Origin of the sequence: Bartonella sp. JB63 (genome assembly GCF_002022665.1) — a bacterium.
Taxonomy (GTDB): Bacteria; Pseudomonadota; Alphaproteobacteria; order Rhizobiales; family Rhizobiaceae; genus Bartonella.
This window is the reverse complement of record NZ_CP019788.1, coordinates 109494-125313: the sequence shown is the minus strand read 5'-3', so window position 1 is coordinate 125313 and position 15820 is coordinate 109494. Positions and strand designations below refer to the sequence as shown.

At 33.5% G+C, this 15820-nt stretch carries 13 protein-coding genes and 1 tRNA gene; 4 read left to right on the top strand and 10 right to left on the bottom strand.

The features are described 5' to 3' along the window. Positions 1–306: 306 nt before the first annotated feature. Complete coding sequence (locus BJB63x_RS00555; RefSeq protein WP_078718555.1) at positions 307–2298, bottom strand: BID domain-containing T4SS effector; 1992 nt, start codon at positions 2296–2298, stop codon at positions 307–309. Positions 2299–2898: 600 nt separating this feature from the next. Here BJB63x_RS00555 and rpsU point away from each other — a divergent pair. Next, on the top strand, positions 2899–3132 hold the full coding sequence (rpsU, locus tag BJB63x_RS00545; protein ID WP_078718553.1) for a 30S ribosomal protein S21: 234 nt from the start codon (positions 2899–2901) through the stop codon (positions 3130–3132). A gap of 323 nt (positions 3133–3455) precedes the next feature. Here rpsU and BJB63x_RS00540 read toward each other — a convergent pair whose 3' ends face one another. Both BJB63x_RS00540 and BJB63x_RS00535 read right to left on the bottom strand, forming a co-directional pair. Then, entirely contained in the window at positions 3456–4838 is a 1383-nt protein-coding gene (locus BJB63x_RS00540; protein ID WP_078718552.1) for a glutamate--cysteine ligase, read from the bottom strand. Between the two features lie 66 nt (positions 4839–4904). Then, the gene (locus BJB63x_RS00535; RefSeq protein WP_078718551.1) at positions 4905–5648 is read right to left on the bottom strand and encodes a 16S rRNA (uracil(1498)-N(3))-methyltransferase; all 744 of its coding nucleotides are present in this window, start codon (positions 5646–5648) and stop codon (positions 4905–4907) included. A gap of 231 nt (positions 5649–5879) precedes the next feature. Here BJB63x_RS00535 and BJB63x_RS06545 point away from each other — a divergent pair, with 231 nt between their 5' ends. Beyond that, complete coding sequence (locus BJB63x_RS06545) at positions 5880–6038, top strand: hypothetical protein (protein WP_194284790.1); 159 nt, start codon at positions 5880–5882, stop codon at positions 6036–6038. A gap of 90 nt (positions 6039–6128) precedes the next feature. Here BJB63x_RS06545 and BJB63x_RS00530 read toward each other — a convergent pair whose 3' ends face one another. Continuing rightward, entirely contained in the window at positions 6129–8009 is a 1881-nt protein-coding gene (locus BJB63x_RS00530; protein WP_078718550.1) for an AsmA family protein, read from the bottom strand. A gap of 322 nt (positions 8010–8331) precedes the next feature. Between BJB63x_RS00530 and folD the strand changes: the two genes are divergently transcribed. After that, positions 8332–9231 carry a bifunctional methylenetetrahydrofolate dehydrogenase/methenyltetrahydrofolate cyclohydrolase FolD gene (gene folD, locus BJB63x_RS00525; RefSeq protein ID WP_078718549.1) on the top strand — a complete coding sequence of 300 codons (900 nt, stop codon included), beginning with the start codon at positions 8332–8334 and terminating at the stop codon, positions 9229–9231. A gap of 168 nt (positions 9232–9399) precedes the next feature. Here the strand turns inward: folD and pgl are convergent, their stop codons facing one another. The 6 genes from pgl to BJB63x_RS00495 form a co-directional block, all read right to left on the bottom strand. Next, entirely contained in the window at positions 9400–10137 is a 738-nt protein-coding gene (gene pgl / locus BJB63x_RS00520) for a 6-phosphogluconolactonase (protein ID WP_078718548.1), read from the bottom strand. Positions 10138–10230: 93 nt separating this feature from the next. Further along, positions 10231–10371, bottom strand: a complete 141-nt coding sequence (locus tag BJB63x_RS06485) for a hypothetical protein (protein ID WP_153300740.1) — start codon at positions 10369–10371, stop codon at positions 10231–10233. 377 nt (positions 10372–10748) lie between these two features. Beyond that, complete coding sequence (locus BJB63x_RS00510; RefSeq protein WP_078718547.1) at positions 10749–12032, bottom strand: NAD(P)/FAD-dependent oxidoreductase; 1284 nt, start codon at positions 12030–12032, stop codon at positions 10749–10751. A 16-nt stretch (positions 12033–12048) separates the two neighbouring features. Next, the gene (locus BJB63x_RS00505) at positions 12049–13476 is read right to left on the bottom strand and encodes a glutamine synthetase family protein (RefSeq protein WP_078718546.1); all 1428 of its coding nucleotides are present in this window, start codon (positions 13474–13476) and stop codon (positions 12049–12051) included. A 180-nt stretch (positions 13477–13656) separates the two neighbouring features. Continuing rightward, positions 13657–13733: transfer RNA gene (locus BJB63x_RS00500), tRNA-His, on the bottom strand. Positions 13734–13846: 113 nt separating this feature from the next. Next, on the bottom strand, positions 13847–14935 hold the full coding sequence (locus BJB63x_RS00495) for a quinone-dependent dihydroorotate dehydrogenase (protein ID WP_078719613.1): 1089 nt from the start codon (positions 14933–14935) through the stop codon (positions 13847–13849). 388 nt (positions 14936–15323) lie between these two features. Between BJB63x_RS00495 and mscL the strand changes: the two genes are divergently transcribed. Beyond that, entirely contained in the window at positions 15324–15737 is a 414-nt protein-coding gene (gene mscL / locus BJB63x_RS00490) for a large conductance mechanosensitive channel protein MscL (RefSeq protein WP_078718545.1), read from the top strand. The last annotated feature ends 83 nt before the right edge of the window (positions 15738–15820 follow it).

Sequence of the window (15820 nt, the reverse complement as noted above, 5' to 3'; positions counted from 1 at the left end):
TATAGCCATAAGATAAATGATTTTATTTATATTTTTACGGTTAGCGATAATATAATCAAAGATGAGGAAATAGGACTTAAATTTTCCTTTAACAGCACATTATAAATTAAGATTTCTTTTTATTTTTGTAAACTTTTTATATTTGCAGCTTTATTTTTGGACACTGCTCTTTTACAAATTCAACATTAAATAAAAAAATTACTTTACCTTAAATTATTAAGATCCAGATAGACATAAGTATCTTAAACTAATACTATTTACAAATAATTCACCCCTAAATATAAAAAAGATACAAAACCTTATATTTTAACGGGCTATAGCCATCGTTCTTGACTTACAAATCTTGTATTCTCTAGATAGATGTCTTGCTACTTGAGCTTTCTGAACAATTTTTGCAATTTCTCGTGCCCTATTCATTGATATGCCAATACTACTAGCGAGTTTCTCATAATGATTTTCATCAAGTGCTTGATACTCTTTTGTCGAAAGACGAGTCTTGACTTTATTTAAAAAATCTTCGATATCTTTGTTCAGTTGAGGATTGGCATTTAAAGCTTTTATTTGCTCTTCTTTTGGCAAATTAAGAATATCTTGCACTACTTGGTTAGGTATTTCTACTACTTGTTGGCAACGTTCTTGTTCTCTTTGATGCTTTTGGAGAATTTTTTTTCTAGTAGCGATTACAATACTTATGTAATTATTAACCTCCCGAACAAGCTTAGGGTAATTGGCTTCAGCTCGTTTACGGCTTGGAGTTCTTATATTGAATACTTTCGTACCTGAAAGCTGAGAAGTATATTTAGAAAAATTAACAATCTGTTTGACATGTTGTTCACTCAAACCTGAATCCATATTAATCAGATTTATATCTTTGTTCAATATGTTCGAATCCCTATAGACATGTTTTGATAAATGCCTTATTTTTTCTCTACTCGTTTGGACGGAAGCGTTTTTTACAATTTTTGTAGCAATTTCTTTTTCCGTTAAAGAGGCTAATTTTTCTCCCGGAAGAAGTATGTTCTGAAAGTTATTTGGTATTGAAGCTGTAAATATTAACTTCTGACCAGGCAGTAATGTTTTTAATGTTTCTGGCGCAAAATAATCTTTTTTGCATATAAAGTAATTATCCTTCACCATAAGCCTAATGGAATCTGGACTACAATCTTTATAGATTCCTGTATAGGTACTACCTTCAGTCGGCAGGATAAAAACCTTATTTTTCATCTCTGTGTACTTGATCATATCCACATCTCTCATATGTGCTATGAATTCCTTTAAAACACAGACTTTTTCTGGATTGGAAATATCTTCAAACAGATGGCGCATAGGAATTATATCACCCACATCGCTACCATCGCTTGGTAATGCAGCATGACAAACAAACCACATGCGTTGTTTTGTCACAACTGAGAAATCAAGATTATACCCCCCAGCCTCTGCCATTTTTTCAAAAAATATTCGTAATGTGCATTCACTTCCAAACTGAAAAGGGTATATATTATTGAGAAAGGCAAATATTTTTGATGCTTCATCAACAAATTTTTCACGTGACAGACCTCGCAAATTATCCTTTTCGGCAAGTATTTGATCAATTTTTTTAAACAATCTTTCAATTTCATTATCGTTCTGTGTCTCAGTAACTGTGCCATCTGAAAATTGAAATAGATGCTGGCGAATATATACAGCCCATTCAAACGCCTTTCCATACAAATACTTATGAAGACCTTTTAGATAAGAGGAAGCAAACTTTTCCGGCAACAGTTCTTTTTTAATTTCATTATTGATCAGTAACTTAGTAACTGTGCTATCTGAAAATTGAAATTGATGCTGGCGAATACACCCAGCCCATTCAAACGCCTTTCCATACAAACACTTATGAAGATATTTTAGATAAGAGGAATCAAATTTTTCCGGCAACGGTTCTTCTTTTAGATTAACAATCGCTTGTATTATATCATGTGCACATATCCTCTCAAAAGCCTTCCCCTCCAATCCATATTTATTTTTCATCGTTCTTCTATTAAAACTAGTATAATCATAGGCAGTCTGTAAATTATTATGCTTTATTTTTTCTTCTAAACTTGTATTAGTATTTTTTATTCTAGCACTATCCTTTAGAATACTAAGTCTAGTATTATCCATCAGAATATTAAATTGTTCTAGTGAATAACCCCTGCGTGCACATTTTTCGATAATTTCGAATGTCTCATAAGAAACAAATAACCCATCAAGCATATACAAATTGACGGCCACATTAAACGCTTCGCGGAATTTTTGTGATTGTTCTTGTTTATACATTCAAATTACATTAATAAGCGCAATTTTAATAAAAAATTTATTTTAAATAAATTAGAGAAATTCTCTAAATTAGATAGTAGTAGTTAAACTATTTTTGTACAATATTATGCATAGTTGTTAGTTTTACATCGATTACGTAGAGATCAACTTTAAGATCTTTAATATAATGAATTCCTTAGTATAAAGATGAAACTTCGATTTTCTGAAATACCTGTAGTTTCATCGTACTAATTACAAAAAATAATTAATAACTAGTTTTAACTTTCTAACTATATAATTAATGCAGAAGATAATAGTGTTTATTTCGGAGTAATTGATTATCAGAATCACAAGACATTGCTAATATTGTTTGAGCTTGCGCAATGGGATTATACGCAACTAAGAATGCTAAAATTAACGACAAAACTGACCATACTTTCGAGGGAAGCAACATATTAGAAAATGATAATAAAAAGAATAGAGTTTTTAAAAAGCAATATAGACAAATACCCTATTTATATGATACTTATTCTGCTCTATATGCTCTTTTTACTCAACAGTTTAAAGAGAGTTAGGTTTTTGCCTATTTATTTTTAATATTGAAACAAAGCAGGATAAGCTGTGCAAGTACTCGTTCGTGATAATAATGTTGATCAAGCACTACGTGCGTTGAAAAAAAAGATGCAACGTGAAGGTATTTTCCGTGAAATGAAGATGCGTGGATATTATGAAAAACCGTCAGAAAGGCGTGCTCGTGAAAAAGCTGAAGCTATTCGTCGCACACGTAAACTTGCCCGTAAACATGCTCAAAGAGAAGGCCTTATCAGTGGTGGTCGCACTTTTGCTGTGCGATAATATAGTAGTTTAATCTAAAACATAAACATATGTGAGTGTTTTTTATGTAAATTATTTCATTTGTATGGCTAAGTATTATAAAATATTTTGACTATTTTTTTTTATGTTTCATTAACTTAATAAAGTGGATTCGCCAACAAAAATAGTTGTGTGGAGAGTATTTTTGTGCATATAAATGTTGTATGTTTCTTTTTTTTTTCGACACTAAGGTTACTCATTATAAGAGCCGAATCAGCTGAATATAAGGGTACATTAAGGCTAAATATTAAATCATAAACAACAATTAAAAATATATACATTATTAATAAAAAGAGTTTTTTACTTTAAACAATCCAGTAAGCGTGTTCTAAAAATACTGGATCCAATGATTTACCCCAAATAGAATGATAATTAGATAAAAGTTTATCAGCATTTGTTTGCCCCATCGCTACCACTTCTTCCAAAGGAGCCAGAAAATCTGTCTCATCAAAGCCACCAGTATCATACTGCTGACGATTTTTTAAACCTTTACGAGAAATAGCAAGAACTTGGCGTGCTAATTCTAAAATTATAGTTTGACGGAAAGGTGTTTTTAGACCTTCTTTAGCAACACGTGTGTGCATTTCTAAAACTTCTTCAAAACACCAATCTTTTGTTAAAGCCTCTGCTTCATTGAGCGCCTCACTATCATAAAGAAGACCGACCCAAAAAGCAGATAATGCACAGATATGCTTCAAAGAACCTCCATCAGCACCTCTCATTTCTAAAAAGCGTTTTAACCGCACTTCTGGAAATAAAGTCGATAAATGATTAGTCCAATCTCTCATAGCTGGTGTTGAATCTGCAATTTGTTTTCTTAAAGCTCCATTCATAAATTGGCGAAAAGTTATATGCGTACAATCATAATAATGCCCATCACGCACAACGAAATACATTGGTACATCAAGTGCCCATTCAACGTAATCAGAAAAACCAAAACGCTCAGAAAATACGAAAGGAAGTATTCCTGTTCTTTGATTATCGGTACTACACCAGACGTGAGAGCGCCAAGACAAAAAACCATTTGGCTCCCCCTCAGTAAAAGGCGAGTTGGCGAATAATGCTGTTGCAATAGATTGTAACTTCATTGATACTTGCATTTTTCTTCGCATATCGGTCTCAGATGAGAAATCAAGATTAACCTGAATGGTTGCTGTCCTATACATCATATCAAGGCCGTCATGACCAACCTTTGGCATATAATTGGTCATAATTTGATAACGTGATTTGGGCATTCTCGGTGTTTCATCCAATGTCCATTTTGGGCTAGCCCCTATACCTAAAAAACAAATACCTAGCGGCTGTGAAACTTTTTTGAGAAGTTCTAAATGCGCCATAACTTCACAATAAGTATGACCAATTGTTTTCAGCGGTGCCCCAGATAATTCGAACTGCCCTGCAGGCTCTAAAGAAATAGCACCTTGATCTACTGACCCTAGGAGCCCAATAATATTCCCCTCATCTAAAACAGCTTCCCATCCCAAAGCTCTTTGCATTTTTTCCAATAACACTCTGATTCCGTTTGTACCTTCATATGGAACAGGACGAAAACCATCTACATAAAATGGAAACTTTTCGTGTTCTGTACCGATACACCAATCATCCTCGGCTTTACAGGCGTCTTCGAAATAACCAACTAAAGAATCTAAGTTGTTAATTTCACTTTCATCAGTTTTATCAAGTGCCATCAATTATTTTATCCTATTACTCAGTATGTTATTAAATGAATTTTTTTGGATGATATTGCAAATCTCTTAATGAATTGACCAATCTCCCACCGTAGCATTAACAAGAGTTAATGCAGCAACAGCTGCAGTGTCAGCACGCAAGATGCGCGGGCCTAATGATACAGAAAATACAAAAGGATATTTCTTTAAAAAGACTCGCTCCTCTTCACTAAATCCACCTTCTGGTCCAATAAGAACACCCAACGGAGTTTTTCCATGCTTTTTTAAAAGAGGAATCGTGTTACATGATTCGTTCAACTCGTCACAAAAAAACAACGCGTGCGTTTCATCCCAATTTTCTAAAAATGTCTTTAATGGTACAGCAGAAGCACATTTCGGCAAAGATAAAATACCACATTGTTCAGCAGCTTCTATAATATTAGCTTCTATACGAGCCATATTGATACGCGTGACTTGTGTATAATGTGTTATAACAGGATGCAAAACAGAAGCTCCCATTTCTACAGCTTTTTGTATCATATAATCCAAACGCATATGTTTAAGGGGAGCAAAACAATAAAAAAGATCTGAACGTTTTGTCTGCAATCTTTCTTGATGAATAAGACGAACCACCACAAATTTCCTCTTAATAAGAATAAGCTTGGCAAGCCATTCACCATCCTGTCCATTAAAAAGCAAAACCTTAGCGCCTTCTTTCATGCGCAAAACATGCACAAGATAAGAAGCCTGTTGACCCTCTATTACTATTTCTTCGTTTAAAGCTAGTAATTTCGGAATAAATAGTCTTTTCAATTTATAATTTGCACGCATAAAAAGTTTGTGCCAGAGCTTGTTAAAATGGTCAAGAGAACAAAAAAAGAGTAATCAGAGGAAAAATACAATCTATACAACTAAATTATATAAAGAATGATAGAATTTTTTTACTTTTACAAACTATAATTGGAACAAGTAGAATGCTAAATGATTCTGTTTTCATAAAGATTTATAATTAATAATACACATCATTGCTCTCAATAAATTATTTTGTAATTGGAGAAAAATATGTCTGTTAAAAAAGCTACAGTTATCACTATTATCACAATTCTAGGCTTTATTTTAGTCACTATAGGCATTGGCTCAGTTGGAGCAGATGAAAAGAGTGTAATTATCCACGATGGTTATGGTATTTCTACTCACTTCAATATACACACACCAGCATAAATACATATACATCAGTTTATTTTTTAAATTTTATATAAAAAATATTTTCAAAAATTCTCTGCATCACCATTAATAACAAAAAACAAAATATTAGTTTTCAGTTATAGTTTTCTTCACAAAAAAATTACCGAAAACTTTCTCAATGGGACTGAATGAAAAAACCAAAGGTCGTACAAGACTATTAGTAAGGCATTCAATATCTTTGCATATAGTCTCTGAACGATTATTTTTCTGCAATTTTGCTTGTAATATCAAATCATTCTGTTCACCATTAGAACCAAAAGTTTCTATTGCTCTGTGAATAGACAAATTCCAATCTGCAGTATGCATTAATGCTTCTATCACGGATAGAACACCATCTGAAAGTTTCGCTTTAATATCCAAATGATCAAAATCTGTTGAAAGCTTTTGATTATTCATTAAAAGAAGCTGTTCACTTTCTGAAAGTTTATTCTGCAAATCATTCAGATTATATCCTAATAATTGACCAGAAGATATGTTCAATGTTAACCGTCCCTGCATCTGAGTAAGAATTTTTGACCAACAACTAGGAAAGATCTGCATTGTCATAATGAAATTTGTTTTTGCCTGTAAAAATGGAGGAAACCCTAAAGCTAATGAAATAGCCTTTACGTCAACAGAAGTACCTGAAGCAGTTCCTTTAATATTTGTTCTTTTGCCATCTGGAATAATTTGGATATTGCTCTGAATAGAACCACCAAAAATATTTACATTTCCAAGATCAAAAATGCCATGTCCATTTTTAATTTGTATTGCGGCTGCTAAATCAGTCATTGCAATATCACCTATTTTTGCTTGTGGTGCTGAAAGCCTTATGTCCAATCCTATACGATTTAAAAAAGCTAAATCAAAAAACTCATTTTCCTGTTCAGAGCAAAAAAATAAAGACTTCAACATATTAAAATCAAGCTTATCAAAACCTAAAGACCCAATGAGAACAGGTACATGATTTTTAAAATTAAATTCCAAAGCTCCACGGGCATTTGCTGTACCCATTGTAAATATAATATTGCTCATTCGAACATGTGCCGGCTGTGCTAAAAAATCAGATTCCCATACAATAGGTATCTTTAACCTATTCCCTAAAAACTGATTACCACCAATCCACGCGACTGTCTGATTTAAACCAGGAAAACGCAGTGAAACCTTCCCGTCAAAAATATAATATTCAGATAACCGTGCCTGTCCTTTAAACGTTATACCACCACGCACGGAATTGAAACTTACCTTAAGTAAACTTCTCCCTCCTGCTAAAAGAAATAAAGCTTGATCAGCATTAATTAATAATTCCGTTAACTCTCCATGCCAACGAGCTTTTGCACGAAACTGAAATGCTTGTGTTAATCCAGGCCAATCTATCGATGCATTTAATTCTGTTATTTTTTCCATTACATCAGAAACACCATCACGATACATCAGTGTACCATTTTCAATAATAATACGCCCAAAAGGTTGATTTAAAAGGCTTGCTACATCTGGATTATCAGGATTATGCTTAATAACTTCACGAGCACTCTGTACTGCCAAGCCTAATGCACTTTGCGACTGTAAAAGTGTATCAAAAAAATCAGATATCATTTTAACAGGTTTATCCATAACAAATTTTGGGCACATAATTCGTGTTTCTGAAAAAGAAATATGTCCCCAAAGAAGAGAAACCAAAGAAAGATCAACTTCTATCGATTCTACTTCCATTAAAGGCGCAATATTTTCAATTTTTGGTGTTAAAGTAACACCTGAAAGAAAGGCTTTTGGATAAGGAAAAATTTTCAATCTTGGAGGATCACGTAATTGAACATTATAACCAGTCCATACGCTTAAATCCTGTGCTAAACGGACACGAATTGCATCTGTTGATACAATATAGGGAAAAATAATAACTGCAACCCCACCTAAAAAAACAATTGCGATTAAAATTCCACTTAAAAATTTTATTATTTTAATGCACACAATTTTCCTCTAAGCTCTTGTCCTTATCAAAAACTAAAATCAAGTAAAATGAAAGTTCAGAAAGGTTTTTATGCTTTTGAAATCTGTTATATATATTAACAGTTTGATCATTTCTATTTTTATCGAAATTTTATTGAAACAGAGCTATTACTACCTTTTCATCAAACTATTATTCTAAATATCTTTACAGTATTTTAAAAAACACATAAGAACCATTCAACCACCTTTTTATTCTAACTTAAACATTGCTATAAAACTCTATTTCATTATCAGCAAATACTTTATATAAAAGCCAAACAGCTTTACCGAAAGGATTCCTTTTATGGATAAAATTATTGACGGCAAAAAACTTGCTGAAGACATTCTTGTTAAAGTTAAAAATGAAACAAAAAAACTCTATAAAAATCATAAAATACAACCTGGCATCGCTGTTATTATTGTAGGAGATGATCCTGCAAGTCAAATTTATGTCTCATCAAAAAGTAAAAAAGCTGAAGAATGTGGCTTTCTTTCAATCAAACATGTAATGTCGAAAGAAACACAAGAAAAAGAACTTCTTCAGCTTATCGAAACATTAAATTCTGATCCTAAAATCCACGGTATTTTGGTTCAACTTCCTCTTCCTGATCATATTAATACAAACAATATAACACAAACTATCGCTGTCCAGAAAGACGTTGATGGTTTTCACTATATAAATATAGGAAAACTTGCAGCAAATATCTTCGAAGACACAATAATTCCTTGCACACCAGCTGGTATCATGATGATGATCCAACAAAAATGTGGCAAAGATTTATCCAGTCTTGATGCTGTTATAGTCGGACGATCTAATATTGTTGGCAAACCTATAGCAGCCCTCCTAACAGCAGCTAATGCCACAGTAACGATTGCGCATAGTCGTACTCGTGATCTTGATGAAGTATGCCGTAGCGCTGATATTTTAGTAGTGGCTGTCGGTCGTCCAAAGATGATTAAAAAGGGATGGGTCAAAAAAGGAGCCATTGTCATCGATGTTGGTATTAATCGAATTGCAACATCAGAAAAAAAAACAACAAAATCCCATATTGTTGGCGATGTTGATTTTGAAGAAGTTAGGGAAAAAGTCACCGCTATCACTCCTGTGCCAGGAGGCGTTGGTCCTATGACTATTGCCATGCTTATGGTCAATACGCTTAAAGCTACCGCCCGAGCTCATAAATTACCTGTACCAGAATTCTAAAAATTTTATGCATCGCATCTTAAGCTAGATAATGTTTTAGTGCTGATAAAAATACTTACAAAACTCTTTGTGTAACTATAGAAATTTTCTTTAAAAAAGTATCTCAATTTCTTATTAATTTGCACATTTAATTATCAGAAAGAGCATTTCATTTCTAGGATATTTTCACTATTTTTTTGCTTCTTGTATTTCATTTTCTTCAGGTGACCAATAAACTTGAACTAGGTGATGTGCGTGATGCAAAACTGCTCTGATGGGCATTTCCTTTTCAGATCCATTTCGACAAGCTTCTTCGAAACAAGCGTATTTTTGAGATCCTTCAAAATGAAGAGCAATAAAACGAGATTGAATTATAACCGGCAAAGTCAACGTCAATCTTGGCTCAGCAGCACTCTTAGCATAAATAGGTAAAACAAGTGCTTTTGATTGGAGATCAAGTGCTTGTTCCAAACGATCACTATCTGGAAAAAAAGAAGCAGTATGTCCATCAATACCCATTCCTAAAACAGTAACATCAAACGGTATAGGCAAAGTATTCATGCGATTAGCAGCTGAAAAAGCTGCGAGCTCAACAGTCACTGCTTTATGATAAAGTCCTACAAAACGTGCTTTAGCAGCAAAATTTTGTAACAAATGGCGCTGTACAAAATATTCATTTGAACGCTCATCACTAACAGATACAAAACGTTCGTCAACCAAAGTTATAATTATATTTTGCCAATCGATATCAACTTTCGATAAATAATGAAAAAACAGTTCTGGTGTTTTTCCACCAGAAACAGCTAAAATTGCTTGTTTACGTTCAAGAATAGAGACGCTAAGCTCTGCTGCAACCCGATCCGTTAATGCTGATGCTAGAGCAGAAGGTGTTTCAAAATTTAAGCGGTTGATATTCATTTCATACATTATTATCGCCCTAAACTAAGTTATTCTATATGCATCCATTATGTTTATTCAAAATAGTTAAAGCAAATGTCCTCTCAAAGAACAAGAATTATGCTAATGCACAGAAAGTTTAGAAAGTTTAATTGTCTTTAATTCTTTAAGAATTGGATCAATCCAACACCAGACAACTTCATCACGATGCACAAATAATGTTTTTTTGGCAAATACCATCAACCAATAATCACTCAAAAGCATCAAAATCACCTTCAAAAAACGCATCTGAAAATTCAGATCGAATAGTATATAATAAACTAGATATTTATTGAAGCTGAGTCCTTCATCATCAAGCACTGTTTCTCATCATTAAGTTATGGATGAATAATCAACCGATTAGAAAAATTATTTATATTCATTGAAAAATAAGTCTTAAAATCACAACAACTTCAGACATTTTTTTACCTGTTAATAAATAAAAAGTTGTATTCATCCACTAAAAATTATCAATCATAATCTTACGAACTATAACATTTCTCTATTACTTATTTCTTTCCCAAAATCACCTAAATTAAAGTCTTACAAAAACTATATTACAAAGCAGATAGATGCTAAATAAACCATTAACTTTCTTCATTTTAAAAATGATCCATCAACGAAAACCAATTCATGGCTAAAAACATAAGTGGATAACGCAAAAATTTCCCACCTGGAAAAGAAGAAATTTTTAAATCTTGAAAATATGCAAAACGCTCATGCTTTCCAGACAACCATTCAGCATATAATTTCCCTATAAATGGAGCTAACATAACCCCGTGTCCTGAATATCCGCCACAATAAGTAATACCTGGCATAATTTCGCGAACATAGGGCATGCGTTCAACTGTAATTGCTACTGTTGCTCCCCAACAATGAGTTAAATTTATAGACCGTAAATGAGGATAAATTTCAATAATTTGTCTACGTATACGTTCATTTAAATTAACCGGATACCGATGATCATAACTTTCTACTCCCCCAAATAATAAGCGATTATCCATACTTTTACGAAAATAACGAACCATAAAACGTGAATCATCCACTGATTCACCCTCTGAAAGAATCGAACTATGTTTTGGTAACTGCTCCGTTGCTCCAATATACGAACGAATAGAAACAATATTTTTTTCAACAAGATGCTGAAGCCCAAGTTTATAGGCATTGGTTACTAATAAAACATTCTCAGCTGTAATGTTCGTTCTTTCTGTTATTACTACATACTGATTTCCCTTTCGTTCTATCCCTGTTATTTTGGTTTTTTCATAAAGTCTAGCACCCGCCTTTTTTGCTTTTTTTGCCAACCAAACAACTAACTTTAAAGGATTGATATGCCCAGTTCCTGAATCATAGAGACCACCGTGATAAAAAGACGAACCAAGCCGTTCAGCTGTTTCATTTTTATCCATAAAAGTAAGATTAGAATAACCATAACGCTGCAACATCTCAACATGCTTCTGATAAGCTATAATTGCACGTTTTTTATGGATAACTGAAAGCTGCCCTGTCATAAAATCAATTTTACAATCAGATCTAGTACACCAAGACAAAATATCTCTTTTAGCTTCTTCAGCTAAATCAAACAGTGCTTTACTTCGTTCAAAACCGTATTTTTTCTCTAATGTTTCTACCCATTGCCTTTGGCCTGTTCCCAATTGTCCCCCATTGCGTCCGGAAGCTCCATCACCAAAACGCGAAGCCTCACATAAAATAACACTAATTCCATTTTTAGCTAAGTGATAAGCAGCTGAAAGACCGGTAAAACCTCCTCCAATAATAACCACATCACAATTTGCTTTTTCATCGACAAATGGATAAGTAGGACGTTCTTCTAAAGTATCTTCATACCAAGAATATCCAGGAGAAATGGGATTATATTCAATCATAGTTTAGTAAGAATGCTTAAATATTCAGCAGAAGATATTCACGCTCCCACGGACTAATAACTTCCATAAAAATTTCAAATTCCTGTCGTTTAATAGCAGCGTAGGTACTAACAAATGTATCTCCTAAAATGGCACGAAGCTCTTTATCTTGTTCAAACAAATTAACCGCTTCGATAAGTCCACGTGGTAATTCGATATTATCAGCATTTACAGTTCTTGTTGTTGGTTTATCTGGTTCAAGCTTTTGTTGCAAACCAATGAGACCGCAAGCTAAAGAAGCTGCAAGTGCCAAGTAAGGATTAGTATCTGATGAAGGAATTCTATTCTCAACACGTCGTCCCTGAGGAATAGAACGTGGCACACGAAAAGCTGTTGTACGATTATCATATCCCCATCGCAAATTAACTGGAGCTGAAATTCCAGGCATGAGGCGCCGATAAGAATTTACATAAGGAGCAAGCATAACAAGAGCAGCTGCCATATGTCTTTGTAATCCACCAATGAAATAGCGAAAATATATACTTTCTTCACCATTCTCTTCTGTAAAAAGATTAGCACCTGTTTCTTTATCAATAACAGATTGATGAATATGCATAGCAGATCCTGGCTGCCCCTGGATAGGCTTTGCCATAAAAGTTGCGTACATATTATGTTTAAGTGCTGCTTCACGGATAGTGCGTTTAAACATAAAAACTTGGTCAGCTAATTCAATAGGATCTCCATGACGTAAATTAATTTCAAATTGACCTGCTCCTTCTTCATGAATAAGCGTATCAATTTCCAATCCTTGTGCTTCTGAAAAATGGTAAATATCGTCAATCACCTCATCAAATTCATTTACACCAGCAATCGAATATCCCTGTCCTCCTCCAATTGAACGACCAGAACGACCAACTGGAGGCATCAAAGGATAATCAGGATCAGGATTCTTTTGCACAAAATAAAATTCAATTTCTGGTGCAACAATTGGCTTTAAACCCATCTGAGTGTAAAAATCAATCACTGTTCTCAAAACATTACGCGGTGTATACTCAACAGTCTGTCCATCTTGATAAATAAGATCACAAATTACCTGTGCTGTAGGAGCGTCTTCCCATGGAACAATAGTCAATGTAGAAAGATCAGGCTCAAGACGTAAATCACCATCTGCTTTTGGGTATTCAAAACCATTGCCATCTTCAGGATAATTTCCTGAAATTGTTGACATAAAAACAGATGAAGGCAATGCTAATGATGCATCTGATGTGAATTTTTTAGAAAGCATCATCTTGCCACGCGCTACCCCTGCCTGATCAGGTGTAATACACTCGATATCCTCTACATTTCGGAATGCAAGCCATTGTGAAACTTGCTCCCAATCTTTTACACCACGTAAATTTTTGACAAAATCAGCAATAGGCTTACAATTTTCGTTCTTCATTTGTCCACTATTTTTCACAGTCATAACGCACCAATTCAAAAAAATTAAGCCCTCTTTATCATAAGATCATTTTATATAATCAATACTGTGCAAAAATTTCATTAGCTTAATTTTTATTTAAAGAACACAATAACTTTACATCAAGAAAAATACACCTACCGATTTTCTAAGACACCGTTTAATTTTACCCAAAACAGTGAAAGGTGGTACGGTTGGTGGGATTTGAACCTACGACCTCTGGTGCCACAAACCAGCGCTCTAACCAGCTGAGCTACAACCGCATAAATACTTACTTTTCGTTTGCGTGACATACGGAAGATCAAAAGAGTTTGCAAGCCCCTTTAAAAAAATCTTGCATTTTTTATCAAAAAGCAACAACTTTATTATAAATAAATTATAAAGGAAGTGCACATTTTGCCCAATTGTCAACATGATAATCACGATAAGCTGTTATAGTATCAATACCATCTTGCTGCATCAATTGCAAAATTTCTTTCATAATGGTCACAGCAATATTTTTTCCTTCATAAATCACTCCGCTATAAATTTGAATCAAATCTGCACCAGCTTTAACTTTTTCCAAAGCTGTTTGTGCGTCCCTCACACCACCAACACCAATAATTGCAATATTTTTTCCTAATTTTTTACGCATTTTTGCAAGAACAATAGTAGAACGTTCAAATAATGGACGTCCCGATAGCCCGCCTTCTTCAGTAATCCACCTATTATCCGTGAGCCCTCGACGCGAAAGAGTCGTGTTAGAAACAATTAAACCATCAAAATCAGAAACACTTATTTCTTGAGCCACATCATCCAATTCTTTCTCCGTCAAATCAGGAGCAATTTTCAAAAAAATCGGAATAGAGAATCCATGTTTTTCCTTTTGTTCCCTACGTGCTCGCGAAACTTCTTGAATCAAAAAACGCAAGCTATCACGGATCTGTAAGTTACGTAAACCTGGTGTATTAGGCGAAGAAATATTAAGAGCAAAATAATCAGCAACATCATAAAAAAAAGCAATACCAGAAATATAATCGTCAATCCTATTTACCGTATCCTTATTCGCACCAATATTGACTCCTACAATACCAATTCGTTTACGCATACAAAGCCTGCGATAAACAATTTGATATCCGTCATTATTAAAACCCATTCTATTAATAATAGCTTCGTCCTTTACCAAACGGAAAAGCCGTGGTTTTGAGTTTCCAATTTGTGGTTTTGGTGTGACTGTACCAATTTCAGTAAAACCAAATCCTAAGCGTAAAATAGCATCTACAACTTCTGCATTTTTATCAAAACCTGCAGCAAGACCAATAAAATTTTCAAACTCAAGCCCCAAAACATTGACAAATAAACGCTTATCAACAATCCTTTGACAACCAACCAATCCACTTTTTAGTCCGGAAATAGCTAAATGATGCGCACGCTCCGGATCTAACAAAAATAAAGCAGAATGACCAATACAATGAAAAAAACTCATAAATTTGCCTTTATAAAATAAAATCTACTTTTCGCATTTTATTGAAATTATCGCGCATCAAAAACCACCAATAAAGGTAAAATAGCATATAAATTATGAAATAAATCTCTATAGTACCAAAATTTATAATATAACTAAGTGATTAAATTTACTCTTACAAAGATTGAACAGAAATCAGATAAATAATTAAGATAAGTTTATAAATCTAACATATTTTTATAATTTATAATTTTTAAAATATAGATTTTTATTATCAAATACCTTTAATATTAAATATGGTTAATATCCAAACTATAATTTAGCAAGAAAATTAAAATTACTCTTTTCTTTTTTGTTAAAAGCGATAGTTAAAATTGTTATACATCGCACATATAAATAGGAAAACATAATGCTTAAAGAATTCAAAGAATTTGCTTTAAAAGGAAACATGATTGATTTAGCCATCGGTGTCATTATAGGAGGCGCTTTTGGTGGCCTAATTAATTCAATCGTTAATGATATTTTTATGCCAGTTATTGGTCTTATCACAGGTGGTATTGACTTCTCTAATATGTTTATTCAACTCGCCGGTGAAAAAAAAGCAACTCTAAATGCCGCGAAAGAAGCAGGAGCAACTATTAGCTATGGAAATTTTATAACACTTTTTATCAATTTTCTGATTATTGCTTGGGTCCTTTTTCTTTTTGTTAAAGGCATCAATAAAATACGCCGCCAACAAAAAGAAGCTGAAAACCCAACAGAGCTGTCTCTTGAAGAGAAACTTTTAACAGAAATCAGAGATCTATTAGCCAATAAAAAATAAATTCATACACATAACTTTCACATAACTTTATTCACGGAACATAAAAAAATTTTCACTTTTGTTCCGTGATTACGTTTAATGGA